The organism is Archangium violaceum (assembly GCF_016859125.1).
Taxonomy (GTDB): domain Bacteria; phylum Myxococcota; class Myxococcia; order Myxococcales; family Myxococcaceae; genus Archangium; species Archangium violaceum_A.
Genome location: NZ_CP069338.1, coordinates 4,782,503 through 4,807,985, shown reverse-complemented (window position 1 = coordinate 4,807,985; position 25,483 = coordinate 4,782,503). Strand labels below are relative to the sequence as shown.

At 70.0% G+C, this 25,483-nt stretch carries 17 protein-coding genes; 8 read left to right on the top strand and 9 right to left on the bottom strand.

Annotation, left to right across the window (positions count from 1 at the left end):
* The first annotated feature begins 136 nt into the window (after positions 1 to 136).
* Positions 137 to 622: a hypothetical protein gene (locus JQX13_RS20655; RefSeq protein ID WP_203410664.1), complete on the top strand. Its 486-nt coding sequence runs from the start codon at positions 137 to 139 to the stop codon at positions 620 to 622.
* Between the two features lie 22 nt (positions 623 to 644).
* Here JQX13_RS20655 and JQX13_RS20650 read toward each other — a convergent pair whose 3' ends face one another.
* Positions 645 to 1,409 carry an esterase family protein gene (locus JQX13_RS20650; RefSeq protein ID WP_203410663.1) on the bottom strand — a complete coding sequence of 255 codons (765 nt, stop codon included), beginning with the start codon at positions 1,407 to 1,409 and terminating at the stop codon, positions 645 to 647.
* A 33-nt stretch (positions 1,410 to 1,442) separates the two neighbouring features.
* Positions 1,443 to 2,483, bottom strand: a complete 1,041-nt coding sequence (locus JQX13_RS20645; protein WP_203410662.1) for a proline iminopeptidase-family hydrolase — start codon at positions 2,481 to 2,483, stop codon at positions 1,443 to 1,445.
* A 214-nt stretch (positions 2,484 to 2,697) separates the two neighbouring features.
* Here JQX13_RS20645 and JQX13_RS20640 point away from each other — a divergent pair, with 214 nt between their 5' ends.
* A complete protein-coding gene (locus JQX13_RS20640) occupies positions 2,698 to 7,095 on the top strand; it encodes a trifunctional serine/threonine-protein kinase/ATP-binding protein/sensor histidine kinase (protein WP_203410661.1) in 4,398 nt (1,465 codons plus the stop codon).
* A gap of 138 nt (positions 7,096 to 7,233) precedes the next feature.
* Here the strand turns inward: JQX13_RS20640 and gyrA are convergent, their stop codons facing one another.
* The 6 genes from gyrA to ung all read right to left on the bottom strand — a co-directional run bounded on the left by gyrA (position 7,234) and on the right by ung (position 14,921).
* Positions 7,234 to 10,005 carry a DNA gyrase subunit A gene (gyrA, locus tag JQX13_RS20635; protein ID WP_203410660.1) on the bottom strand — a complete coding sequence of 924 codons (2,772 nt, stop codon included), beginning with the start codon at positions 10,003 to 10,005 and terminating at the stop codon, positions 7,234 to 7,236.
* Between the two features lie 188 nt (positions 10,006 to 10,193).
* The gene (locus JQX13_RS20630) at positions 10,194 to 11,351 is read right to left on the bottom strand and encodes a hypothetical protein (protein ID WP_203410659.1); all 1,158 of its coding nucleotides are present in this window, start codon (positions 11,349 to 11,351) and stop codon (positions 10,194 to 10,196) included.
* 18 nt (positions 11,352 to 11,369) lie between these two features.
* On the bottom strand, positions 11,370 to 12,176 hold the full coding sequence (locus tag JQX13_RS20625; protein ID WP_203410658.1) for a tetratricopeptide repeat protein: 807 nt from the start codon (positions 12,174 to 12,176) through the stop codon (positions 11,370 to 11,372).
* A gap of 103 nt (positions 12,177 to 12,279) precedes the next feature.
* Positions 12,280 to 12,420 carry a hypothetical protein gene (locus JQX13_RS20620; protein ID WP_203410657.1) on the bottom strand — a complete coding sequence of 47 codons (141 nt, stop codon included), beginning with the start codon at positions 12,418 to 12,420 and terminating at the stop codon, positions 12,280 to 12,282.
* A gap of 94 nt (positions 12,421 to 12,514) precedes the next feature.
* Positions 12,515 to 14,167 (bottom strand): type VI secretion system contractile sheath domain-containing protein, encoded by a 1,653-nt coding sequence (locus tag JQX13_RS55480; protein WP_203410656.1) that lies wholly within the window; start codon positions 14,165 to 14,167, stop codon positions 12,515 to 12,517.
* 79 nt (positions 14,168 to 14,246) lie between these two features.
* The gene (gene ung / locus JQX13_RS20610; protein ID WP_203412136.1) at positions 14,247 to 14,921 is read right to left on the bottom strand and encodes a uracil-DNA glycosylase; all 675 of its coding nucleotides are present in this window, start codon (positions 14,919 to 14,921) and stop codon (positions 14,247 to 14,249) included.
* Between the two features lie 260 nt (positions 14,922 to 15,181).
* On the opposite strand from ung, the gene JQX13_RS20605 reads away from it, so the two are divergent.
* The 4 genes from JQX13_RS20605 to JQX13_RS20590 all read left to right on the top strand — a co-directional run bounded on the left by JQX13_RS20605 (position 15,182) and on the right by JQX13_RS20590 (position 21,429).
* Complete coding sequence (locus JQX13_RS20605; RefSeq protein WP_203410655.1) at positions 15,182 to 16,975, top strand: CpaF family protein; 1,794 nt, start codon at positions 15,182 to 15,184, stop codon at positions 16,973 to 16,975.
* Positions 16,976 to 17,071: 96 nt separating this feature from the next.
* Complete coding sequence (locus JQX13_RS20600) at positions 17,072 to 17,971, top strand: hypothetical protein (RefSeq protein WP_203410654.1); 900 nt, start codon at positions 17,072 to 17,074, stop codon at positions 17,969 to 17,971.
* A complete protein-coding gene (locus tag JQX13_RS55475; RefSeq protein ID WP_275425007.1) occupies positions 17,968 to 19,584 on the top strand; it encodes a PE-PGRS family protein in 1,617 nt (538 codons plus the stop codon). Before JQX13_RS20600 ends, JQX13_RS55475 begins: the two co-directional genes overlap by 4 nt.
* An 87-nt stretch (positions 19,585 to 19,671) precedes the next feature.
* On the top strand, positions 19,672 to 21,429 hold the full coding sequence (locus JQX13_RS20590) for a serine/threonine-protein kinase (RefSeq protein ID WP_203410653.1): 1,758 nt from the start codon (positions 19,672 to 19,674) through the stop codon (positions 21,427 to 21,429).
* 49 nt (positions 21,430 to 21,478) lie between these two features.
* Here the strand turns inward: JQX13_RS20590 and JQX13_RS20585 are convergent, their stop codons facing one another.
* Positions 21,479 to 22,243, bottom strand: coding sequence for a transglycosylase domain-containing protein (locus tag JQX13_RS20585; protein WP_203410652.1), 765 nt, complete (start codon positions 22,241 to 22,243; stop codon positions 21,479 to 21,481).
* A 57-nt stretch (positions 22,244 to 22,300) separates the two neighbouring features.
* Here JQX13_RS20585 and JQX13_RS20580 point away from each other — a divergent pair, with 57 nt between their 5' ends.
* Positions 22,301 to 22,993: an NAD-binding oxidoreductase gene (locus tag JQX13_RS20580; protein WP_203410651.1), complete on the top strand. Its 693-nt coding sequence runs from the start codon at positions 22,301 to 22,303 to the stop codon at positions 22,991 to 22,993.
* A 17-nt stretch (positions 22,994 to 23,010) separates the two neighbouring features.
* Complete coding sequence (locus JQX13_RS20575; RefSeq protein WP_203410650.1) at positions 23,011 to 25,422, top strand: ribonuclease H-like domain-containing protein; 2,412 nt, start codon at positions 23,011 to 23,013, stop codon at positions 25,420 to 25,422.
* Positions 25,423 to 25,483 lie beyond the last annotated feature (61 nt).

Below are 25,483 nucleotides of genomic sequence, written 5' to 3'. Positions count from 1 at the left end.
ACCTCCGCACTCGCGGGCTGCGGCAACTGCGGCGACACTCCGATCGACCCCGGCAACCCCGTGCGCAATGCCGGTGTCCAGCTCGGTGCCCCGAGCGCTCAGACGACGGAAGCGGGGGGGACAGGCCACCTTCACGGTGGCCCTGACCGAAAAGCCCACCGCCCATGTCACGCTTCATTTCACCAGCAACGACACCACGGAAGGCACGGTGGGCAATCCGGAGCTCACCTTCACCCCTGACAACTGGAATGCGCCCCAGGAGGTGTTGGTGACGGGCGTCGACGACGACATCGCCGACGGCAGCCAGACCTACGCGGTGACGTACTCCGTCACCAGCGAGGACTCGGCCTACGCGGAGCTCGACCCGGCCTCGGTCGAGTTGCAGAACAAGGACAACGACTCGGCGGGTATCACCGTGAGCGCGGTCAGCGGCCCCACCACCGAGGCCGGCGGGCAGGCCACCTTCACCACCTTGCCGGACCGGGAGATGCGCGCCCGGATGGTCCGGTACATGGAGTCCATCCCGGGCTTCGACAAGCTCCATGAGCTGCCGTGGTACCCCGGGAAGCGATACCCGGGGGTGATCAGCCGCGCGCAAGCCGAGCTGAAGGCGCGGACCTGAGCGGACAGCGCCTCGGTGCGCCCTAATACCCGAGCCGCTCCGCCACGTAGTGATCGAGCTGCCGGTACCAGGTGGGCCAGTCATGGGGCATGTCGTGGCCCCAGATGTCGAGGTTGTGGGGAACACCCCGCTGGTGCAGCAGGTGGCTGAGGTGCTCGGAATACCCCGGGTTCTCCCACTCGCCGCGGCTCGTCACCAGGTGGATCCGGCTGTGGTTCCGGATGAGGTCCATGCCCGGGCCCTCGGGCAGGTTCGGGACGTAGGAGACAGGGTTGTTGAAGTAGATGTCGTCGCTCCAGTAGCCGTGGAGGAACTCCGGCTGGAGGTCGTAGAAGCCGCCCAGCCCGAGCAGCAGCTCGAACAGGTCCGGGCGCCGGAAGAAGGCGTTGGCGGCGTGGAAGGCCCCGAAGCTGGCACCCGCCGCGCCGATGCGCGCGTGGTCGTTCCCCAGGCAGCGGCGGATGTGCGGGACGACCTCCTGCTCGACGTAGTCCGAGAAGAGCGCCTGGTTGCGGGCCTTCTCGTGCAGGGGCATGCCCGGGTTCATCCACGCCCAGGGGTTGATGCTGTTGATGCTGAAGATCTGGAACCGGCCGGCGAACAGGTGGTGCGCGACGGACTGGATGAGCCCCATGCGCTCGGCCTCGAGGAAGTCGCCTCCGCCGGTGGGGAAGAGCAGCATCGCCGGGCCCCAGTGGCCGTAGCGGACGATGGGCATGTCCATGCCCAGCCGGTGGCTGTACCAGCCGAAGAGCTCCCGGCGCAGATTCGGATCGACGTATGACATGAAGGTGGGTTCCTCTCGTGGATGGCTCGAGCGCTAGAAGCGGCCCGCGTCCACGTCCTGGATGAAGCGGATGAGGCCGGTGACGTACGTCTGCTGGTCGTCGTACATGGACATGTGGCTGCCCTGCGGGCAGTGCAGGTAACGGCCGCGCTGGACCTGGCTCGCCATCCACTCCATGTGCTTGGGGTCCATGGTGTCGAACTGCCCACCGATGGTCAGCGTGGGCACCGTGATGGCCTTCAGGTCCTTCGTTCGGTCCCACTTCTCGAGGATGCCGCTGGCGCCCATCTCGCTGGGGCCCTGCATGGGCACGTAGACCTTCTGGTTGGTGTGCGCGAAGGAGCGCGACACCGGCTCGGGCCATTGGTCCGCCGGCATGCGCAGGATGTGGTGCTCATAGTAGTGGGGCACCAGCAGCTCCATGTAGCGCGGGTTCGTGTAGTCCTTCGCCGCCTCGAGCGCCTGCACCTCGGCGAGCACCTTTGGATCCATCCGCGGCATCAGCACGTTCTTCGCGTACTCGTTGTACGCGGGGATGCTCGCCATCATGTTGGAGATGATGAGGCCCTTGAGGTGCTGCTGGTACTCGAGCGCGTACTCGATCGCCAGGATGCCGCCCCAGGAGTGGCCGAGCAGGTAGAAGTTGTTCCGATCCAGACCGAGCGCCTGGCGAACCTGCTCGACCTCCTCCACGGAGCGCTCCGTGCCGAGGAGCGCCGCGAGCTTCGCGTCGTCTGGCTGGTCGCTGCGGAAGGAGCCGAGCTGGTCGTAGTAGTAATACTCGATGCTCGCGCCGGGGAAGTAGCTGTCGAAGGCCTCGAAGTACTCGCTCGTGCCGCCAGGGCCACCGTGTAGCAACAGTACCCGGATGGTGGGGTTGTTCCCCACGCGCTTCGTCCAGACGTTGAACCGACCCTGCGGCGTGGAGATCTCGATGCGCCGCGCGCCACCGCTCAGGACGTCGGGACGCCCGCTCGAATCGAAGTAGCGGGAGCTGGAGGGGGCGTGCGCCGCGCACGCCTGGAGGAGGAGGAGAGCACCGACCGCGAACAGCCCAGCAGCGTTCGTCTTCATGTCAGGGAGGACTCCGGGGGTAGGGGCCGCGGGCTCGAGGCCCGCTGCTCGCACGGCAGCGTACTCCGGGCCCACGGGGAAGTGGCGCCGTCCTTATGAGCTCAGAGGAACGCGGTGTTGTACCGGGGGACAGGCCGCCCCCCCAGGCGGAAGAGCGTGGGAGATGGCATGATCTCCCCCGCATCAAACGCCTCGACCCAGCCGTTCCATCACCATGCAAGATTTTCCCGGAGCTCCCCTCCGCGGTGGCGCACAGGACACGCGCGGCCATTTCCTGCTCCCCCAGCGCCTCTACGGACGGGACACGCACGTCGCCACGTTGCAGCGGGGCCTCGAGCGGGTGGCCCAGGGAGGCCGCGCGGAGCTCATCCTGGTCCGCGGCTACTCCGGCATCGGAAAGTCCTCGGTGGTGCATGCGCTGCGGGAGTCCGTGGCGCGGCGACAGGGATTCTTCCTGAGTGGAAAGGCCGAGCAGTTCCAGCGGGACGTCCCCTACGCCACCCTGGCGCAGGCCGTGACCGGGCTGACGCAGCAGCTCCTGGAGGGTCCCGAGGAGCAGCTCGCCCGGTGGCGCGAGCGGCTGCGCGACGCCTGGGGAGAACAGGGACAGGTCATCATCGAGATGGCGCCCCAGCTGGAGCGCCTCGTGGGCCGGCAGCCGGCGGTCCCCGAGCTGCCTCCCAACGAGGCCCTGCGCCGCCTCCACCGGCTGAGCCAGAAGTTCCTCGGTGTGTTCGCCACGCCCGAGCACCCGCTCGTCCTCTTCCTGGATGACCTGCAGTGGGTCGACCTGGCCAGCCTCAAGCAGCTCCAATTCCTGCTCCCCCACCCGGAGACGCCGCCGCTGCTGCTGATCGGCGCCTACCGGGACAACGAGGTGAGCCCCTCCCACCCGCTGGCGCTGGCGCTGGCGGAGCTTCGCAAGGAGGGGGTGCGGATGACGGAGCTCCAGCTCGAGCCGCTGAGCCGCGAGCACATCCAGCAGCTCGTCGCGGACTCGCTCCCGGGTGCCGGGGAGAGCATGGTCGGCCCCCTGTCGGCCCTGGCCCACGAGAAGACGGGCGGCAACCCGTTCTTCCTCACCCAGTTCATGTTGACGTTGCACCACGACGGCCTGCTGACCCGCACGTCCGATGGAGGGTGGCGGTGGGATGCCGCGGGTGTCCGGGCGAAGGACTACTCCGACAACGTCGTCGACTTCATGGTGAGCCGGCTGCGCCAGCTGCCCGTCCGGACGCAGCACCTGCTGCAGCTCGCGGCCTGCGTGGGCAACGTCTTCTCGCGGCAGCTGTTGGTCATCATCTCCGGCGCGGAGCCGAACGAGGTGGAGTCGGGCCTCGAGGAGGCGATCCGCGAGGGCATGCTGGTGCGCGGCGGTCCGGGGCAATGCCGGTTCCTCCACGACCGCATCCAGCAGGCGGCCCATGAGCTCATCCCCGAGCAGGAGCGCAAGGCCGTTCACCTGCGCATCGGCCGCATGCTGCTGGCGAGCCTGCCTCCCGAGGAGGTCCGAGAGAAGATCTTCGATGTGGTGGGGCAGCTCAACGCGGCGGCGGAGCTGCTCGGTGACACGCGGGAGCGCCACCGTGTCGCACGGCTGAACGCCGAGGCGGGCTGGAAGGCCCGCGCCTCGACCGCGTTCCGCTCGGCCGCGGACTTCTTCGCGATGGCCTTCACGCTCATTCCAGGCGACCCCTGGGAGACGGACCCGGAGCTGGCGTTCAAGCTCCAGCTGGACCAGGCGCACAGCGAGTTCATGAGCGGCAACGCCGCCGAGGCCCGCCGCCTGGTGGAGACACTCCGGCCCCGGGCCCAGACCCGCGAGGACAAGGCCGCGGTCTACCGCCTGGAGGGCGACATCCTCCTCGCCGCCAATGAAATCCTCGACGCCAGGACCTGCCTGCTCGAGGGCCTGGCCCAGTTGGGCATGCCGATGCCTCCCCATCCGTCCCGGGAGGAGATGGTGGCCGCCAACGAGGAGGTGTGGACCTTGATGGGGGGGCGCTCCATCGAGAGCCTCATCGAGCTGCCGCTCATGACCGACCCGGGCATGAAGGCGGTGATGGATCTGCTCTCCTCGCTGTTCACGCCGGCCATCTACACCGACCAGAACCTGCTCGTCCTCCACCTGTGCCGCATGGTCTCCCTGAGCCTCCGGTACGGCAACTGCGAGGCATCCGTCCACGGGTACGGCTGGTATGGCCTGATGCTGGGGTCCGTCTTCAAACGGTACCGGGAGGGCCATGCCTTCACTGAGCTCGCATGCGCGGTGGTCGAGCGCCACGCCTTCTCCGCCGCACGGGGAAGGGCGCTCTACAGCCTGGAGCTGACCAGCTACTGGGTCCGGCCCATGGCCCACTCGCTGGAGCACGTTCGCGACGGCTTCCTCCACGCGCTGCGGAGCGGGGACTACCAGGTCGCCGGCTACTGCAGCAACCACATCGTCACGGACCGCCTCGTGCTGGGGCACCCCCTGGAGGAGGTCTACCAGGAGTCCATCGCGCGCCTCGACTTCGCGCGCCGGGCCGACTTCCCGTCCGTGCAGGACGTCATCCACCACGTCCAGCGCTACGTGCAGCAGCTGCGCGGGCTGTCGCGCTCGTTCGACACGCTGAGCGGCGACGACTTCGAGGAGGAGTCCTTCGAGGCCAGCCTGACCCCCCAGAACATGAGCCGGTGCTGGTACTGGCTCATCAAGATGCAGTCGCGCTTCATGTGCGGCGCCTACGCGCAGGCGCTGGAGGCGGGGAACCGGGCCGCGGAGCTCATCTCGACCTCGCTCGGCCACATCCAGCTGCTGAGCTTCCACCTGTACCGGGCCCTGTCCCTGGCGGCCTGCTACCCGACGGCGACGCCGGAGGAGCAACCGCGATACCTGGAGTCCATCCGCCAGCACCATCAACAACTGGTGGAGTGGGCGGAGCATTGCCCCGAGAACTTCCATGCCCCCGAGCGGCTCGTCTTCGCGGAGCTCGCCCGCCTCACCGGCCGCATGGAGGACGCGCTCCGGGCCTACGAGGAGTCCGTCCACTCCGCTCACGCGCACGGCTTCATCCAGAACGTCGGCCTCGGGTGCGAGCTGGCGGCGAGGTTCTGGCGCGAGCGGCAGGTTCCCACCTTCTCCGACGCCTATGCCAGATGCGCCCGGGCGTCCTATTTGAAGTGGGGCGCCATGGGGAAGGTCCGGCACCTGGATGAGCAATGGCCTCATCTGATTCCCCTCACCCAGCAGGACTCCCTCTCCGACACAGGGTCGCCGCAGCAGGCCTTCACGGGAGAACTGGAGCTCGAACGGCTGACGGCGACACTGGTGCGCCTGGCCGCCGAGAACACGGGCGCCCAACGCGGCGCCTTGCTGCTCGTCCATGACGACACGCTCACGGTCGCGGCGCTCCTGGGAGCCCGGGAGGAGGAGCTGCCCTGGCGTCTGCTCTCCTACGTCAAGCGCACCCGGGAACACGTGCTCATCGCCGACGCCAGCCTGCCGCACGCCTTCTCGTCCGACACATGCTTCGAGAGCGGCAGGATCCGCTCGGTGCTCGGCCTGCCGCTGATGCGCCAGAAGGAGCTCCAGGGGGTGCTGTACCTGGAGAACACCCTGTCACCCCACACGTTCACCCCGGCGCGCCTCTCGCTGGTCGGACAGCTGGCCACCCAGGCGGCGACCTCCCTCGAGAACGCGCGGCGGCACTCCGAGCTCCAACGCGCCGAGACCACCCTGCGCCGCGCCAACGCCGAGCTCACCCAGCGCCTGGAGGAGCACGAGTGGGAGCTCAAGCAGGCCCAGGCCCGACTGGCGGACTCGACGCGCACGTCGAGCGTGAGCGATCTGACCGCCAACGTGCTCCACAACCTGGGCAACGTCCTCACCAGCGCCATCCTCAACGCCCAACTCCTTCGCGACAAGGTGGACACCTCCCGCATGGTCCGGCTCAAGCAGCTCACGACCCTCCTGGAGGAGCAACGGGACGATCTGGCCGGCTTCCTGACGCGGGAGCCGCGAGGCCCCCAGCTGGTGCACTACCTCTTCAGCCTGGCCGATGAGCTGCTCAACGAGCACGCGTCGATGAAGGAGAGCGCGGGGAAGCTGAAGGAGCAGATCGATCACATGCGCGCCATCCTCCAGACCCAGCAGGCCTATGCCAGACATTCACTCCTGCCCGAGGAGTGCGAGGTGTGCCAGCTGGTCGAGGATGCGCTGAGCATCCAGTTGCCCGCGCTCCAGCGCCATGACATCACCGTCACACGGGAGCTTCGCGCACGGCCCAGGGCGCGGTTGGACAAGCACCGGGTGCTGCAGATCCTCATCAACCTCATCACCAACGCCCGCAACGCCATGCTCGACGTGGCCCAGGCGCAGCGGCACCTGCTGGTGAGGCTCGACGTGGAGGGGAGCACGGCGCGCATCCAGGTGGTGGACAGCGGCAAGGGGATCGCCGCGGAGCACCGCGAGCGGCTATTCTCCCAAGGCTTCACCACGCGCGCGGATGGGCAGGGCCTGGGGCTCTACTCGAGCGCGCAGACGGCGAAGTCATTGGGAGGACGGCTCACCCTGGACAGCGAGGGGCCGGGCAAGGGCGCCACGGCCACCCTGGAGCTGCCGCTCGCGTAGGCTACCGTCCGCGGACGCCGGCGACTCCCGCGCCACATGCGGCCCCCTGGCCTCGAAACGCGAAGAGGGCCGGGGGAGGATGACCCTCGCCCCAGCCCTCTCTCAATCCCTCTCACGACAGGAGAAGGGGTTGGCGACTCAGCTCTGCTCGGGCTCCGGCTCGGACGAACCGGACTCCGACGGCGCCTCCACGGCCGGCGCCTCCGTCGTGGACTCGGACGTGGGTGACTCGGATGACGCGGACGCCTCGGCCTGCTGCTCCACCTCGCCTCCGTTCTCCTCCGTCTCGTCCGACTCCGGCAGCTTCGAGATGCCCGTCACCTTCTCCTCGGCGCTCTCCAGGGCGATCAACCGCACGCCCTGCGTGTTGCGGCCGATGACGGAGATCTCCTTGGCCTTCATGCGGATGAGCATGCCGCCGTTGGTCACCAACATCACCTCGTCCTTGTCCGTCACCTGGACCAGGCCCACCACCTTGCCGTTGCGCTCGGTGGTCTTGATGTCGATGATGCCCTTGCCGCCGCGGCCCTGCTGACGGTACTCGCCCTCCTCCGTCCGCTTGCCGTAGCCATTCTCCGTCACCGTGAGGATGGTGGTGTCCTTCTCCACCACGTCCGCGCCCACCACCTCGTCACCGTCCTCCAGCGTGATTCCCTTCACGCCGTAGGCCTGACGGCCCATCGAGCGGACCTCGCTCTCCGGGAAGCGGATGCTCATGCCCGTGGCCGTGGACAGCAGGATGTCCTTCGTGCCGTCGGTGATCTTCACCGCGACGAGCTCGTCCCCGTCGTCGATGCCCAGCGCGATGATGCCGCTCGCGCGCACGTTGGCGAACGCCGACAGGTCCGTGCGCTTCACCACGCCCCGCTTGGTGACGAAGAAGACGTACTGGTTCTCGCCGAACTCGCGCGTCACCAGCACCTGCGCCAGCCGCTCGCCCTCGCCGAACTGCACCAGGTTCACGATGGCCTTGCCGCGAGACGTGCGGCCCGCCAGCGGAATCTCGTGCACCTTGAGCGAGTACAACCGGCCCTTGTTGGTGATGGGCATCAGGTAGGCGTGCGTGCTCGCCACGAAGAGGTCGGTGACGAAATCGTCCTCCTTCGTCGTCGCCCCCGTCTTGCCGCGCCCACCGCGCTTCTGCGCCCGGTACTCGGAGAGCGGCGAGCGCTTCACGTAGCCCGTGTGCGACAGCGTGACCACCATCGTCTCCTCGGCGATGAGGTCCTCGCTGGTGATCTCCTCCGCCGCGCCGGTGATCTCCGTGCGCCGCTTGTCGCCGTAGCGCTCGCGGATCTCCTTGAGCTCCGTCTTGATGACGTTGAGCAGGCTGGACTCGTTGGCGAGGATGTCCTCCAGGCGGAAGATCTCCTTCACCAGGTCCACGAGCTCGCGGAACAGCTCCTCGCGCTGCAGACCGGTGAGGCGCTGCAGGCGCATCTCGAGGATGTTCTTCGCCTGCTCCTCGCTGAAGCCCGAGCCCTCGTAGCGGTGCTCCAGGCCCGAGTAGGCCGGCACCTCGTTGCGCGCGCGCGAGACGAGCAGCTCCATCTGCGCCTTCGCCTTCTCGTAGTCGATGCGCTGCAGGTTCCTGAAGCGCTCGTGCTCGTAGAGGGCGGGCGAGAGGATGTTCATCAGGCCCCAGCGCGCCTCGTCCGGATCCTTGGAGGCGCGGATGAGGCTCACCACCAGGTCGATGAGGTCCTGCGCGACGAGCAGGCCCTCGACGATGTGGCGGCGGGCGCGCGCCTTGCGCAGCTCGTAGCGGCTGCGGCGCGTCACCACGTCGCGGCGGTGCGAGATGAAGCGCTCGAGCAGCTCCTTGAGGGTGAGCGTGCGCGGCTGGCCCGCGTCGATGGCCAGCATCACCGCCCCGAAGGTGGTCTCCATCGGGGTGTTGGCGAACAGGTTGTTGAGCACCACGCCGGAGAGCGCATCGCGCTTGAGCTCGATGACGATGCGCATGCCCTGGCGGTCGCTCTCGTCGCGGATGTCGCTGATGCCCTCCAGCTTCTTCTCGCGCACCAGGTCGGCGATCTTCTCGATGAGCCGCGCCTTGTTCACCTGGTAGGGAATCTCCGTGACGATGATGCTCTCACGGTCCCCCTTCTTGGAGGTTTCGATCTCCGTGCGGGCGCGGATGGTGATCTGCCCGCGGCCCGTCTCGTAGGCCCGGTGGATGCCCTCGCGGCCGGTGATGATGCCGGCGGTGGGGAAGTCCGGACCGGGGATGAACTGCATCAAGTCCCGGACGCTGGCCTCGGGGTGATCGATGAGGTGCAGCGTCCCATCGAGCACCTCGGTCATGTTGTGCGGCGGGATGTTGGTGGTCATACCCACCGCGATGCCCGTGCTGCCGTTGACCAGGAGGTTGGGGAACTTGGTGGGGAGGACGAGCGGCTCGAGGGTGGAGTCGTCGTAGTTGGGACCGAAGTCGACGGTCTCCTTGTCGATGTCCGCCAGCATCTCCTCGGCCAGGCGGTCCATGCGCACTTCCGTGTAACGCATGGCGGCCGGGGAGTCGCCGTCGACGGAGCCGAAGTTGCCCTGGCCGTCCACCAGCAGGTAGCGAAGGCTCCACTCCTGGGCCAGACGCACCATGGCGTCGTAGACGGCGGTGTCACCGTGGGGGTGGTACTTACCGATGACGTCACCCACCACGCGCGCGCTCTTCTTGTAGGCGCGGTTGTGGTAGTTGCCCAGGTCGTTCATCGCGTAGAGGACGCGGCGATGCACGGGCTTGAGGCCGTCACGCACGTCGGGCAGGGCGCGCCCGATGATGACGGACATCGAGTAGTCGAGATACGAACGGCGCATCTCGTCTTCGATGTTGACGGGGATGAGTTCTCCCACGCTGCCTTGAGGAGGAGCGGGGGGCGTTGCCGGCTTGTCGGTGGTGTCGTCGGCCATGAAATCTGGGGTCAGGAGAGGGCCCTCCCGAAGGGGACCCATCAGGGTAACGTGCCTACGTAACCCCCGGAATTTCCTGCGTCAACAATGGAAACGCGAGGGTGACGGGGGGGAGCCAGGAAGAGGGGCCCGAGCCTGCCCGGTTGGGGGGCATCGGACACTCGTCCAGGCCGTTTTCTTCTACCTCTTCAACGGATGAGCTCGCGGGCTTGTTGCACCAACTTCACCAGGTGTGACGAATCCCTCCAGCCGCGCAGGGACACCGTGCCGATTCCGTGCTTCTGGATGAGCTCCCGGAGGACGCCGCGGACGCGCTCGCTGTCCGCCCCGCTCCGAGCCTCATCCGCTCGCCAGGCCTGCTCCTCCAGCCGGGCCCAGCGCGCGGCCGTCCAACGCTCGTCCTCGGGAATATCCGGGCGTTGGGCGTCCCACAGCTCGTAGGCCACTTCGATCAGCCCCGCCCGGGCGTCCTCCAGGGAGTGGGAGGCCTTCAGCCGGACACGAGGCGCGTACTCGCGCTCGAGCAGCCACCAGAACACCTCCAGGTACTCGTGCGGCTCGGGCTCGAGAGGGGCCAGCCTGACCCCGACGAGCTGCCGCACCCGGGCCCAGGCCTCCTGGTGCCAGTACTCGGCGTGAACGAGGCACTCGGGGCCGTTGCGCGGCGGGTGGCCAGGCGCCCGGGTGGCCACCCTCTGGAGCTCCGTCACGATGCCCCGGTTCACGTCCACCCCGGACAGCCGGTTCCACAGGAAGGCCAGCGCCGCCTCCCCCTTGGCCCAGCGCTGGCGCAACTGCTCGCGCTGCGGGCTCGTGAGCGGGATGCGGCCCGTGAGGAGCATGGGATGGGCGAAGAGTGACTCCAGGAGCGTGCCGAAGACGGAGGCCTCGCGCAGCGCGGGCAGCGAGTCCGGGAGCACCTCCAGCGCGGTGCTCCAGCGCAGGTGGGGAGGCACCACGCGCGGGATGGTGAGCAGCCAGTCCTCCAGGGCGCTCATCAGGTTCCCGAGGGGCTCCCGGGCGCTGCGCCCGAGCTTGCGGGCCACGTCCCGGGCGAGCTGCTCACGCAGCGAGTGCACCTCGTACAGGCAGCGGACGGTCGGGTTGCTGGTGGGCCAGGCCTCGGCCTCGGCGCGGCGCAGGGCGGGACCGAGCAGCGCGTCCAGCGCCTCCTGGTGGGCCGCCACCTCGCGCAGCAGGGACAGTGCCCCCCGCAGCCGCTCCTGCCACCGGGACTCGGCCAGCATCAGCACCAGGCGGTAGTAGCGCTCCCGGGAGGGCTCGAGCAGAGCGGCCCGACCCTCCAGGCGCAGGCGGTATTCGTCCTCGACCGGCGGAGCTCCCATGCTCTGGGAGTATAGCGCTCAGCCCGCCTGGGCCATCGTGTCCTTGGGTCGCAGGGGAGCGGCGAGCCGCTCGGCCTCGATACCCAGGGGGCCTTCCGGATCCAATGCCTTGGCGCGCTCGAAGGAGGCGAGGGCGGCCTCGCGGTCTCCCTTCAGCTTGAGGGCGACGCCCACGTTGAGGTGCGCGCCGACGTTGTCGCGGTCCATGGCGAGCGCCTCGCGGAAGAGGGCGAGGGCCTCGTCCAGGTCACCGGCGAGCAGGGCCTCCTTGCCAGCCTGCACGCGCTTGTCCGCGTCGTTGACGAGCTCCACCTGGAGCAGGCTCCCGCCGGCCACGGTGACGACGAGCGCGCGCAGGATGCCGCCCCAGTAGAAGGTGAGGCCCTCGGCGGCGGCGACGGCGGCGAGGGGCAGGTCCGGCAGCAGTTGTTTGCCGCGGAACTTGAAGCGCACCTTGGTGTAGCGGCCCTTGTTGGCCCAGTGGACGGCTTCCTCGCGCAGCTTGCGCAGTCCTTCCTCGATGCGCTTGGGGTCGATCTCGAAGGGGAACGCCTGGCCGCCCACGGGCTCCCCGGCCGGGAGGGCCTTCACGTCGGGAGGGGACTCGGCGGAGGGGACCGCCTCGCTGGAGGTGGTCTCCTCGGGAGCGGGGGGCGCCACCGGAGCGGCGCGCTTCTTCGCGGCGGCGGGCTTCTTCGCCGGAGCCGCACGCTTCTTCACGGGCGCGGAGCTCTTCTTCGCGGGAACGGCGCTCTTCTTCTTCGGAGCCGCGCGGACGGCCTTCTTCTGGCTCGCCGGGGCCTTGCGGGGTGCGGTCTTCGCCATGGTGACAGGACTCTAACCAGTCGCGAGGCGGCTTGCTCGCGGGTGTACCCGGGATGCCGGGGGAGCCCGCGGCATCCGGAGCCAGGGGGCCTGGCCCAGGTGCTCAGGAGGCTCGCTGCCGCGTCAGGGCGTCGTACTCCGCGCAGCGATCCAGGAACCTCAGGATCGCCGCCTGATGATCTCCCCCGGCCTCCTCCAGATACAGCCCGGCCCACCCCTTGCCAGCCGGGAACTCGTTTCGCACATCTCGAAGCCGGGCGCCGAACTCCTGGAACCGTTGATCCTCGATTCCACCAGGTTCACCTGGGGATGACCGGCAGGGACACTGCCGCGCATCATCACCCGCGCATCGGCAGGACGAAGCCCAGCTCCAGCGGCATGCCCGCGTACTCCGGCCTCACCAGCGCCGTCACTTGCACGCCCCGGGTGCCCTCTCCGGTGGACACCACCTCGCCACGCACCCGGCCCGCCGGCGTCGCGCCGCCGAAGAGGAAGATGTCCGCCGCCTGGGTGAACAGCGTCGACACCTCCGCGTCTCCCGCGCTCGGAGGGAGCTGATCCCTCACCCACTGCGCGAAGCGGACGATGCGGCCCGTGAGGATCTGCGCCGGCAACGGCACCTTGTGCTCGCCCCCGTACACCATGGGCGCCGCCGTGAGCTGCAACACGTCCGAGTTCTTCCCGCTCCCGAGTCCCAGCACGCCCAACTCGGCCAGCTTCGACTGCGTCCGCATGGGGAAGAACGCCTCCGTCGGCACCGACGTCCCCCCGTCCCGCCCCGGCGGCAACTGCCACACCGAGGGCGCCTGCACTCCGCCCGTCCCTCCGAGGATTCGCGCGAAGCTCCCCGTCTCCCGGAAGCTCGACGCCAGCATCGACGCCACGCCCAACGACGCGCTGGTGAAGCACGCCCGCCTCCGCGCGCCCTGCCCGTCCACCATCACCACCACGCGGTGCAGCGCCGCGCACAGCCATCGCGAGGACTCCTCGGCGCGCAGGGCCGCCCAGGCCTCGGGGAGCCCGCTGACCTCCTCCTCCACCCGCGTCGCCACCTCCGCCGCCGATTTCACCCCGAAGAGCGACGGCGGCACGTCCACCACCACCGGGAGCTGCGCGCGCTCGCCCAGCTCCGCCAGTCGTCGCAGCACGGCCACGTCATCCACCGCATCCAGGACGAAGAGGGCATCGGGGCGCTCGAAGCGGTCGATGGGAAGCTGCTGCTCCACGCCCTCCACTCCCGCGGGCCCCTCCACGTCGAGCACCTCCACGGCCATTCCGGACGACGTGGGGCACAGGTCCACCAGCATCTTCACGCCGCGCCAGGCCGACTCGAGCCGCGCGACGAGCGGATGGGCCAGGACGTCCCGGGCCGTGGCCTGCACCGCCTCCTCCACCAGGGCCTTCGCCGGGGCCGTCACCGAGGCGGGATTCGCCGGGGACGTCGAGCGGGGCCCGACGGCCTTCAGGAAGGCATCCACTCCCGCCTTCGCCGCCTGCGTGGGACGGGCCGTCTCCGCCTGGGCGAAGATGGAATCCACGAGGTCCGGCTGCTTGGGTGCGGAGGGCGTCTGAGGCGCCACCCCGTTGCTCCCCTTCGGCGCGGGAGGCGACTGCTTCTCGCGCAGCAGCGTGCCTACCGCCTCGGAGAGTCGCCCGGCGCCCACCACCGCCTCGAGGCTCTTCTCCGCCGCGTCCGCGGGCAGCTTGTCCAGCCCATCCATCAGCGCCCTGAGCGCGCGCAGCTCGGGGACGGCCGACACCACCTCCGCCACCGTGAAGGAGCGCTGCTTGGGAAAGGACAGCTCGAAGGTGCGCGTCTCCCCCGCCCCCAGCCGGTCCGCCACGCTCACGCGCAGCCCGGTCGCGGCTCGCGCCAACTCCTCGGCGTAGGTGTCCGGAGTGATGCGGAAGCGCCTGCCCGACGGGTTCGGCGTGAAAGCCCCCGCGACCCACCACCTCACCTGCGAACCCGATGCAGCTTCACCGCTCATGTCGACATCCCCCTCTTGGAGAGGGCGTCACGTTAGCCCGAGTCGTGGTCCTCCGGACAGTTCCCGGGTGCCCTCCGGCCTACGACGGCAGCCGCCAGTCGATGGCGCCGCGCCCCCGCTCCTCCAACACCTCATTGGTCTTGCTGAAGGGCTTGCTGCCGAAGAAGCCCTTCTTCGCCGACAGCGGCGAGGGGTGCGGTGCCTTCAGGATGACGTGCCGGGTGGTGTCGATGAGCGCCTCCTTCTTCTGCGCGTAGCTGCCCCAGAGGATGAACACCACCGTGTCCTCCTTGTCGCTCACCTTCTGGATGACCGCGTCGGTGAAGTGCTCCCAACCGTGTCCCTCGTGGGCGTTGGCCTGCCCCTCGCGCACCGTCAGCACCGCGTTGAGCAGCAGCCCCCCCTGCTCCGCCCACGGCACCAGCGAGCCCTCCTTCGGCCTCGGCACGCCCAGGTCGCTCTGCAGCTCCTTGAAGATGTTCACCAGCGAGGGCGGTGGCTTCACTCCCGGCTGAACCGAGAAGGCCAACCCGTGCGCCTGCCCCGGCCCGTGGTACGGGTCCTGTCCGAGCAGCAGCACCTTCACCTTCTCGTACGGCGTCAGCCGGAAGGCCGAGAACAGATCCTCCTCGGAGGGGTACACCGTGTGCTCGCGCCGCTCCCGCGCCACGAACGCCTCCAGCTCCGCGAACTCCGGGCCCTCCAGCACGTCCTTCAGCACCTTCTTCCAGTCCGCCGGCAGCCGGTCCTTCATCGAGCCCATCGCGCCTCCGAGTCTCGTGCCTCATCGAGGCAACCGCGCCACACTACTTTCGCGGTCGGATGGCGTCAGTAACTTTCTCGGGTAGGGCGAGGGTGTCCGGGGAAGCGCACTCCCGCCGCGGCAACTCACGCGGGATGGCGGGTGGTGAACACCCGAGCCGCACGGGCCCGGGCACGAAAGGCGGGGGAGCGGGCGGACGGACAGGCCTTCCCCTTGGGCCCTGGCCGGTGTCGGGCTACCCTCGGGGCGCCATGTCGATGTACTCCGAGTCGCTCCGCGCGTTCCTCAAGCCCGTCCTCCCCTATCTCGACGACCCCTCCGTCACCGAGATCATGATCAACGGGCCCACCGATGTCTGGATCGAACGCAAGGGCAAGGTCTCCAAGACCGATGCCTCGTTCACCGAGGAGGGCCTGCTCGGCGCCGCGCGCAACATGGCGCAGTTCGTCGGCCGCCTGCTCAATGACGAGCGCCCCCGGCTGGACGCGCGCCTGCCCGACGGCAGCCGCATCCACGTCGTCATCCCGCCCATCGCCCGCAAGGGCACCACCATCTCCATCCGCAAGTTCTTCAAGGACAAGCTCACCATCGAGTCCTTGATCAAGTTCAAGTCCATGACGCCGCAGATGGCGCGGCTCATCGACGCGGGCATCCACACCAAGCTCAACATGCTGGTGTCCGGCGGCACGGGCTCGGGCAAGACGACGCTGCTCAACATCGTCTCCTCCCTCATCCCCGACGAGGAGCGCATCCTCACCATCGAGGACTCGGCGGAGCTCCAGCTCAACCAGTCCCACATCGTCCCCTTCGAGAGCCGGCCCCCGGACAAGTTCGGCAAGGGCGGCGTGGACATGGGAGACCTGCTGCACTCGGCCCTGCGTCTGCGCCCGGACCGCATCGTGGTGGGCGAGGTGCGCGGCGGCGAGGCCTTCCACCTGGTGCAGGCGATGAACACCGGCCACGGCGGCTCGCTGGCCACCACCCACGCCAACACGCCCACGGACACGCTGCGCCGCATCGAGTCGCTGTGCCTCATGTCCGGCATCGACCTGCCCATGGTGGCCATCCGCGCCCAGGTGGCCAGCGCCATCAACTTCATCATCTGCTGCGAGCGCCTCCACGACGGCAGCCGCAAGACGATCGCCCTCTCCGAGGTGCTCCCCCTCAACGAGAAGGGCGACTACCGCACCCAGGACATCTTCGTCTTCACGCCGGTGACGAAGGACGAGGAGGGCCACATCCTCGGCTACCACGCGCCCACCGGCATCATCCCCAACTTCGTCGCCCGGGCGCGCGCATACGGCTTCACGGACCTGGACGAGTCCTTCTTCGATCCGGCCACCTACGGCGTGCCGCCCCCGCCCGCCTTCCACGCCGGAGAGAGCTACGCCCTGCGCTGGGCCCCCTCGCTCAAACACCGCGAGCGCGGCGAGCCCGATCCGGCGAGCTTCAAGAAGGAGTGGCAGGCCTTCGAGCAGCGCCTGAAGGACGAGGCCCGCGACGCCAGGGACGGCAAGCCCACCGCGCCCGCCTCCTCTCCGGTGCAGGTACAGGTGCCCGCGAGCCTCCCCACGCCCGCCCGGCCGAAGCCCGCCGAGACCCCTCCCGCGCGGCCCGCCCTCCGGCCCAACCTGCCCGCGAATCGTCCTCCCCCTCCCCCGGACCTGGACGACGACCGGACTCCACCCCCCACCCGCAACCCCTTCGCCGACGAGACGGAGGACGGGCTCGGCGCCCCCGCGGACGAGCCCAAGGTGCAGGTGTCCGCGGACCTCCTGGCGGACGAACTCGACACCCAGGGCCGGGGCATCACGCCGCCGCCGCGTCCGGCCGCCCGTCCCACCCCGTCGCGCCCCAACATGCCCGTCACCGGCACCCGCCCCGCCGTGGCGGCACCTCCCGCCCGCCGGCCCATGCCCCAGGCGCCTACCCGGCCCCTCCCGCCCCCCGTCCCCTCCGAGGACCTGGTGGACGACGAGCCGCCGGAGCTCGACAACTCGGAGAAGACACACATCCGCCCCATGCCCGAGAAGCCCCGCCGCTGAGCCCGCCTGGCCGGGCACACCGATGTCACTCAGCGGGCGCTACTGCGAGTGCGTGACCTTGCGGTAGGCCCGACATGAGGGGAAAGTGACACCATCGTGTTCCTCACACTCCTCGCCACGCTCGTCGTGCTCGGCCAGGCACCCGCGTCCTCCGAGGCACCGCTCACCGTGCTCATCGCCCCACCCGATGCCGCGGGCGTGCCTTCTCACATCGTCTCCTTCGCCCAGGAGCACGTCTACGAGCAGCTCAAGACGCAGGGGCTGCAGGTGATCCGCGCCTCGGAGCTGTCCCAGCTGCTGTCACCCGCGGAGCGCAAGACGGTGCTCGGGTGCAACCGCCTGGAGGCCGCCTGCCGCATCACGATGGGCGAGGCCGCCCCCGCCGACGTGGTGTTGATCGCCGAGCTGGTGCAGTTCCTCAGCGGCTACCGGGTGGCCCTGAAGGCCTACGCCACGCGCGACGGCGAGCTGCTCTCCGAGCACTACGTGCCTGGAGTCCGCGAGGACCAGCTGCTCGACGCGCTCACCCAGGCCAGCGAGAAGGTGGTGCCCACGGTGCAGCGGGCCCTGCGCCCGGCACGGACTTCCGTCGTCCAGGCGCCGCCGACGACGACGGCTCCGGCCCAGCCCCTGCTGCCCAGGCCCGAGGTGACGGCCTCCGGCTCGAACGCGCGGAGCTGGGCCTGGATGCCCGCCGCCGGTGGCGTGGTGTTGCTGGGCGCGGGGACGCTCTTGTACCTGCAGGCGGGGAAGAACTATCGCGCCCTGACGCAGCAGACGATTGGAGATCCCCAGGAAGCCGCGCGGCTGAGGGACTCCGGCAAGCTGTCCCAGAACCTGAGCGCGGCGTCCTTCGCGCTGGGCGCGGCGGGAGTGGTGACCACCGGAGTCATCTACCTGATGTCCGGCAAGCCCGAGGCCGAGCCGAAGGTGCGGCCCACCGCCTCCGTGGGCAACGGGGGCGGCATGGTGGGTCTGGTGGGGACGCTGCCGTGAGAAAGCACATGCACGAGACGACGAAGCTGTTCGCCGTGGGAGCCGCGGTGGCGCTGCTCACCGCCGTGGGTTGCTACAACTTCCAGGAGGCGTACGACGACTGCGTGGCCACCGGACGCTGCGCGCCCGATGGATGCAAGCCCGAGTGGGCGGATCCCCCGGATGACAGGTTCCTGGACAGCAACTGCGACGGCATCGACGGCGTCGCCGAGCACGGCGTCTTCGTGGACCCCGCCAACGGCAGGGACGACGTCAACTCCGGCACCATGGATGCCCCCTACCAGACGATCTCCTACGCCCTGGAGCGCATCTCCGCGAACACCCAGGCCGTCTACCTCGCCCGGGGCGTCTACCAGGAACCCATGCTGAGGCTGGACAGGCCCATCTCGTTCCACGGCGGCTATGCCGGCCTGGACGGAGGCTGGAAGCGCGACGCCACCTACATCACTCAGATCGTTGGAGGCAGCATCGGTCTGACGGTGAGCGGGCTGGGTGAGGACGCCGGTGTGAGCCTGGAGTGGCTGCACATCACCTCCGGGAACAGCACCGGGGCAGGCGATCCCTCCATCGGGTTGAGGGTGCTGCAGTCCAAGGGCGTGCGCCTGCGCCATGTGCAGATCGTGGCCGGGGCTGGAGCACCCGGTTCGGAGGGCAGCACGCCCGCCACGGCCCCGGGCGGTGCGGATGGCGGCACCGGAGGGACCCCACCGAGTCTCGATGGAGGTTCGCCTGGCATCAGCAGTTGCGGCTCCGTCCAGAACAAGGGCGGAACGGGTGGCACCGGCGGTGACGTGAAAGTGAATTTCGGAGTGGGCGGCCAAGGCGTGGCGGGAACTCCGTCCGCGCCGGGGGGTGATGGTGGAACGTTCCGGGAGACGCCCGTGGGTTGCTCGGGCGAGGCCTGTGTATGCATTGGGGATCCGGGTCACGACGGACAGGACGGCCTCGAGGGGGAGAGCGGACCGAGCGGTCATGCGGGCGACGGAATTGGCACGCTGGTGACCGACACCTGGAGCCCGACCTCGGGAGAGGCCGGTCAGCCCGGCTTCATGGGTGGCGGAGGGGGCGGTGGAGGTGGAGGGGGTGCCTGCTCGTCCCAATACGGTGCCGCGATCGCACAGGGGAGCGGAGGCGGAGGCGGGGGTGCTGGCGGTTGCCCGGGCCAGGGAGGGAACGGAGGCAAGGGGGGTGGCGCATCCATCGCCCTGCTGCTCATCGACGCGCACGTGGAGATGGAGTCCTGCTCGTTGAAGACGACCCGGGGAGGCGACGGAGGTGCCGGCGGAAAAGGGGGGACCGGTGGCCCTGGCGGCCAGGGAGGCCCCGGAGGCCCGTCCACCACCACGATAGCGGATCCGTCGGACCCCACCACGAAGGCCACCGGAGGTCCGGGAGGTAGGGGAGGTACGGGAGGCAAGGGTGGGGATGGCGGTCCGGGCGGTAATGGCGGCGGGGGCCCCTCCGTGGGCGTCTGGTGCGGCCCCGACGGCTCCGTCTCCCAGACGGGGACGACCTTCTCCCTCGGCCCCGCGGGCAAGCCCGGAAGAGGACCCGCTCCTGGAGGCCATGACGGCATCCAGGAGCAGTACCACGGGTGCGATCCGACATCCTGATGGGTTGGATGCGGGCGGGAGGACCCCGCCTGCTCGCCCGCTTGTGGGAATCCGCTCCCGGTCTGCTACCCTGGGGGCACTTCCCCGATGGCTGACTCCCGTTCCTGCGAAACCTGCGGCCTTGCCGTGCCGGCGGACACCGACATCTGCCCGCGCGATGGGACCGTGCTGCTCGACTCCTCCACCTCGCCGTCCCCTGGCGATCCCGGAGGTGCGCGGCGGACATCGCCCGGGAGGGCCGTGCACGTCATGGATGACTCCTCCACACAAGATCCGCTCACCGGCCTGAAGATTGGCGAGTACGAGTTGCGCCAGCGCATCGGCGTGGGCGGCATGGGCCTGGTGTACGAAGGCATCCAGCCCCTCATCGGCAAGCGCGTGGCGGTGAAGGTGCTGCGCCCGGAGCTGGCCGCGGCCGAGGAGCAGGTGGCGCGACTGCTCGCCGAGGCCCGCGCCGTCAACGCCATCCGCCACCGCGGCATCGTCGACATCTTCGGCTTCGGCCAGGTCCCCGACGGCCGCCAGTACATCATCATGGAGTACCTCGAGGGCGTGGCCCTCGACGCGTACCTGGCGGAGAAGGGCAAGCTGCCGGTGGCCGAGGTGCTGGACATCCTCGACGAGGTGCTCAGCGCGCTGGGCGCCGCGCACGGGGCGGGCGTCGTCCACCGCGACCTCAAGCCGAGCAACATCTTCCTCGTGAAGCAGCCGGACGGCTCGCGCTACGTGAAGCTGCTGGACTTCGGCCTCGCGAAGATGGGCCTGCCCACCGGGCGCACCGCGCAGACACGCACGGACATGGTGGTGGGCACTCCGGAGTACATGGCTCCCGAGCAGGCCCGTGGCCAGCCGGTGGGGCCCATGACGGACCTCTACGCCCTGGGCGTGGTGGCCTTCGAGATGGTCACCGGCCGGCTGCCCTTCACCGGCACCTCGCCGGTGGACCTGCTGATGAAGCACGTGGACGCGCGGCCTCCGCGGCCCTCGGACTTCGTCCCCAGCCTGCCCGCCGCGCTCGATGCCTTCATCCTGCAGATGCTCACCAAGGATCCGGAGTCCCGCCCCGGCTCCGCCGAGCAGCTGCGCCGCCAGCTCCAGCGGCTGCGCGACACCCTCGCGACGCAGCCGCCGGCCCCGATCGCTCCCCCGACGAAACCCACCGTCCCGGAGCCCGCCGTGTCGGTGCGTCCGGAGGTCCAGCCGGCTCCGGAGAACGCGACGTCCGCGCCCACCCCGCGCTCGACCGAGGCGGTGAAGCCGGAGCCCAGGTCCGAGCCGCCGCGCGCCAGGGGAGCGGACTCGTCCCCGCGGCGTCTGGTGCCCATGGGCCTGGGAGCGCTCGCGCTGGTGGCGCTCGGAGGGGGCATCGTGTTCGCCCTGCGCGGCCCGGCGTCCACCCCGCCGCCCCAGGTGAGCATCACGCCTCCGCAGCCCGTGCAGCCCAAGCCGCAGCCGGCGGTCCCCACGCCGGACGCGGCCCAGGCCCAGCAGACGACGCCCCCGGCAGTGGCTCCCGATGCGGGCACCGGCACCCCGGACAGCGCGACGGCGCAGCAGGGCACCACGGTGCCGGCGGTCGCCCGTGGCGAGAATCCGGACGCGCAGCAGGTGGCGCAGAAGCGTCCCGAGTCCTCCGCCCCCACCCGGACCGCGCTGCTCGGCAGGATCCGGCAGTACGCTCGCGAGATCGATGAGCTGGAGAGCCACCAGACGCTGAGCGGCGCCACGCGCACCACGCTCGACGGGCTGCGCGCGAGGGCCCAGGCGGCGAGCACCCCGGAAGAGCGCCGACAGATCGCCACCGAGTTGGACGACTGGAAGCGCTTGTTCCTCAGGCGCAAGTGACGAGGGCCCGGCCAGCGCCAGGCCCCCACTCACGCCCAGCCCCCGCGCCTCAGCGGCAGACGGTCGGCTGGGCCATGGCGGTACGCGCCCGCTCCTCGGTGACGAGCTTGTAGCCGGCCAGGTCCGACAGCAGCACGTCCCGGTTCTGCCGGATGAGGCTCGCGTTCCGGCAGGCGGCGGTATCCTCGTACATGTAGTGCGGCGGCAGGGTGAGCGCCAGCTCGGCCAGCTGCGGCAGTTGGAGCGTGTTCAGCTCGCGCCCGAAAATCTTGAACGCCGCGTCCTCCACGCCCACGACCCCCCGGGCGAAGTAGAGGGCGGACAGGTCATAGGCGATCAGCTGGTCCTTCTGGAGGAAGGAGTGCAGGCGGTTGGCGGCCACCACCTGCTCCAGCGTCCCCTGGATGCCCAGCGCCGAGGCGAGCCGGATGGAGATCAGCCGCTCGCAGCGCCCGTCGCCCCGGGGCTCGGTGCCGAAGGCCACCACGGAGAAGAGCCGCCAGGCCCACTTCGGGCCGTCCTCGCGCGGCGTCTGGAAGTAGGTGGGGCACCCGAGCTGCGCGATGTAGAGCGCCACCAGATCCTTGGGCAGGTTCGCGAAGTCCGGCCGCTTGTAGGCGGTGGAGCGCGAGCGATCGAAGGTGCCCGCCACCAGGCTCATCCGCTCGCCCTCGATGGAGTGACGCAGCTGCTTCTCCAGGTCGAACTCCGTCTCCAGCTGGGGCAGCTTGCTGGCGGCATGGATGTACACGGCCGGCAGCGCCACGCCCGCCAGCCCGATGAGGAACAACACCAACCAGAGCAGGGTCTTCACCCCCCCAGGTTATCAAAGGGGGACGGCGGCCCGGGTCCAGGTTAAACAAGGTCCGTGATGAACGACTGGCACCCCACCACCGTGGCGGACGTCCTCCCCGCCGCGGATGGCCTCACCGAGCTCGTCCTGGATATTGGAGGAACCCCCCTGGTGGGGACGCACCGCACCCCGGGGCAATACGTACGCCTGGCCCTACCCGAGCTGGGTGAGGGGATATTCGCCCTCGCCTCGCCACCCGAGCCCTTCAGAACCCGCTGGGAGTTCCTCCTCAAGGGGGGAAGCCCGCTGGCGGACACCCTGATCCGGCTCCAGCCCGGGGCGAAGGTGAACAGCTCGCGCCCCGAGGGCCGCGGCTTCCCCCTGCTCCAGGCGCGCGGGAAGAACCTGCTGCTCTTCGCCACCGGCTCGGGCATCTCCCCCATCCGCTGCGTCATCGAGAGCATCCGCCAGGAGCGGAGCGCCTACGGTGAGGTGACGCTCTACTTCGGAGCGCGCACCCCGAAGGCCTTCGCCTACGAGGACGAGTTGCACCATTGGGAGGCGGCGAACATCCGCGTGGTGCGCACGGTGAGCCAGCCGGGCGAAAGTGGATGGCAGGGCCTCACCGGCTACGTGCAGACGCACCTGGGCGAGGTATCGGTGGAGGACGCCGTGGCGTTCGTCTGTGGCCAGTCGGGCATGGTGCAGGAAGTCATGGATGCGCTGCGGCTCCGCGGGCTGCCCCGCGAGGCCATCCACCTCAACTACTGAGGGTGAGGGCCCACGCCATGGAGGACGAGTGGCTCTGGGGCTGGGATCCCACGCCGGGCATCGTCTCGGTGTGGGCGGAGCCCGACGGCCGTGCGTTCGTCTGGCGGAGGCTCCCGGGGAGCGGCTCGCTCGTGCGGGAGGATGTGCGCTTCCGCCCCTGGCTGGTCCTCTCCTCGCTGGAGGACCTGGCGCACCTCGGCGGGAGACTCCGGCCCGAGCACGAGGGACCCGCGCCCCACCGTGTGAGCTACCAGGAGCTCGAGGGACCCGGCGCGCTTCGCTATGTGGTCCGCGCGAATGATGGACGCGCACTCAACGCGGCCGTGCTCCACGGCGCCTCGCGGCGCCTCGGCCGTTCCATCGGGCACCTGCGTGAGCTGGGTCCGAACGCGGTGCTCGCGCCGCCTCCGGAGGAGCAGTACCTCATCGCGTCGGGACGCACGTACTTCCGCGAGCTCGGCTTCGACGACCTGCACCGCATGCAGTTCGACCTGGAGACCACGGGGCTCGAGCCCGACCGCGACCGGATCTTCCTCGTGGCGCTTCGCGACCCCGAGGGCAGGACCGACATCCTCGAGGCCCACGGCGACGACAACGCGGCCGAGGCCGGGCTCCTCCAGCGTCTGGTCGCGCGCATCCGCGCCATCGATCCGGATGTCATCGAGAACCACAACCTGCACGGCTTCGACCTGCCGTTCCTCGCCCGCCGGGCGCAACGGCTCGGCGTGCCCCTGGCGCTGGGACGAGCCGGCGCACCGGGCCTGCGGCAACGTCCCGCCTCGCGAGGGGCCACTCCCGGGCGTGACACGGCGGGGCGCTCGGCCGACCCGATGCGCCGCTCGCGGTACACGGTCCCCGGCCGCGAGTTGATCGACACGCTGGACGCCGTGCTGCGGCACGACTTCGCGGCCCGGGAGCTGCCGGGGCATGGGCTCAAGGCCGTCGCGCGGCACCTCGGCCTCGCGGGCCCGGAGCGGGAGCACATTCCAGGGGCCCGGGTGTACGAGGTCTACCGGAGCGACCCCGAGCGCGTGCGGCGCTACGCCCGTGACGACGTGACGGAGGCCGCGGGCGTCGCGCGCATGCTCGGGGGTGCCGCCTTCGCGCTCGCCCGCATGGCACCGCGCCGCTATGAGCGCCTCGCGGACGCGGGCCCCGCCACCGGCGTGTTGGATCCCCTCCTCGTGCGCGCCTATCTCCGAGCGGGAGCCGCGCTGCCCGCGCACGAGCAGGGCGACGGGACTCCCCACAGCGGAGCGGCGCTCCACCTGTTCGCCACAGGCGTGGCCCGGCACGTGGTGAAGGCCGACGTCGCGAGCCTGTATCCCTCGCTGATGCGCGAGTACCGGATAGGGCCGCGGAGGGATCGGCTCGGCGTGCTGCTCGCGCTGGTGGACCGGCTCGTGGAGCAGCGGCTGGCGGCCAAGGCGCGGGCACGTGCCGCGGCACCCGGCTCGCCGGAACGTCACACCCACGAGGCGCTCTCGGCGGCGATGAAGATCGTGGTCAACTCGGCCTACGGCTATCTCGGCGCGGTGGGCCTCACGCGCTTCGCGGACGTGCACGCCGCCAACGAGGTGACGCGGCGCGGGCGCGAGGTGCTGGGGCTCCTCTGCCGCGAGCTGGCTCGGCGCGGCGTCACGCTGCTGGAGGCGGACACGGACGGCGTGTACTTCGCAGTCCCAGACGACTGGCGCGAGGCCGACGAGCGCCGGGTGGTCTCCGAGGTCGCGGCCCTGCTGCCACCCCGCGTCCAGCTCGAGTTCGATGGGCGCTACGCCGCGATGCTCTCACACGAGCCGAAGAACTACGCGCTCCAGCCCTACGACGGGCCGCTCGTCCTGCGGGGCGTGGCGTTCCGCTCCAGTCGCGCGGAGCCCTTCGGCGAGGACTTCCTGCGCCGGGCGCTGACCCTGCTACTCGCGGGGGACATTCCGGGCGTGAGGGAGGCCTATGTCTCGACCGTGCTCGCGCTGCGCCGGCGGGCGGTGCCGACCCTCGAGGTGACGGCACGTGTCCGGCTGACGAAGACCCCGGCGCAGTACCTCGCCACGCGCGGGCGCAGGCGCGAGCTGTCCTACGAGGCCGTGCTGGCGAGCGGGAGGAAGCACTGGGCTACCGGCGAGCACGTCCGGGTCTATCGAGCGGTGGGGGGACGCGCGGGGTTGTTGCCCGACCCGGATGACGACGACGACACCGGAGCCGTGAGCGATCCCCGGGACTATGACGCCGACTTCTATGTGCGACTGTTGCGCGAGACATTCGCGGCCCGGCTGGTGCGCGCGCTGACACCCGAGGACTTCGCGGCGGTGTTCGCGGACCCTGGACAGCCCTCGCTCTTCGCGCCATCGCTGGCACAGGCACGGCCGATCCTCACCGTGCTGCACGAGCGCATGCTCCCTCTCCCTCTGGGAGAGGGCGGGGGGTGAGGGTAGCGACCCCCACGTGTTCCCCCCTCGGCCTCGTGCGTGAACCCCAGGTCCCCGTTCC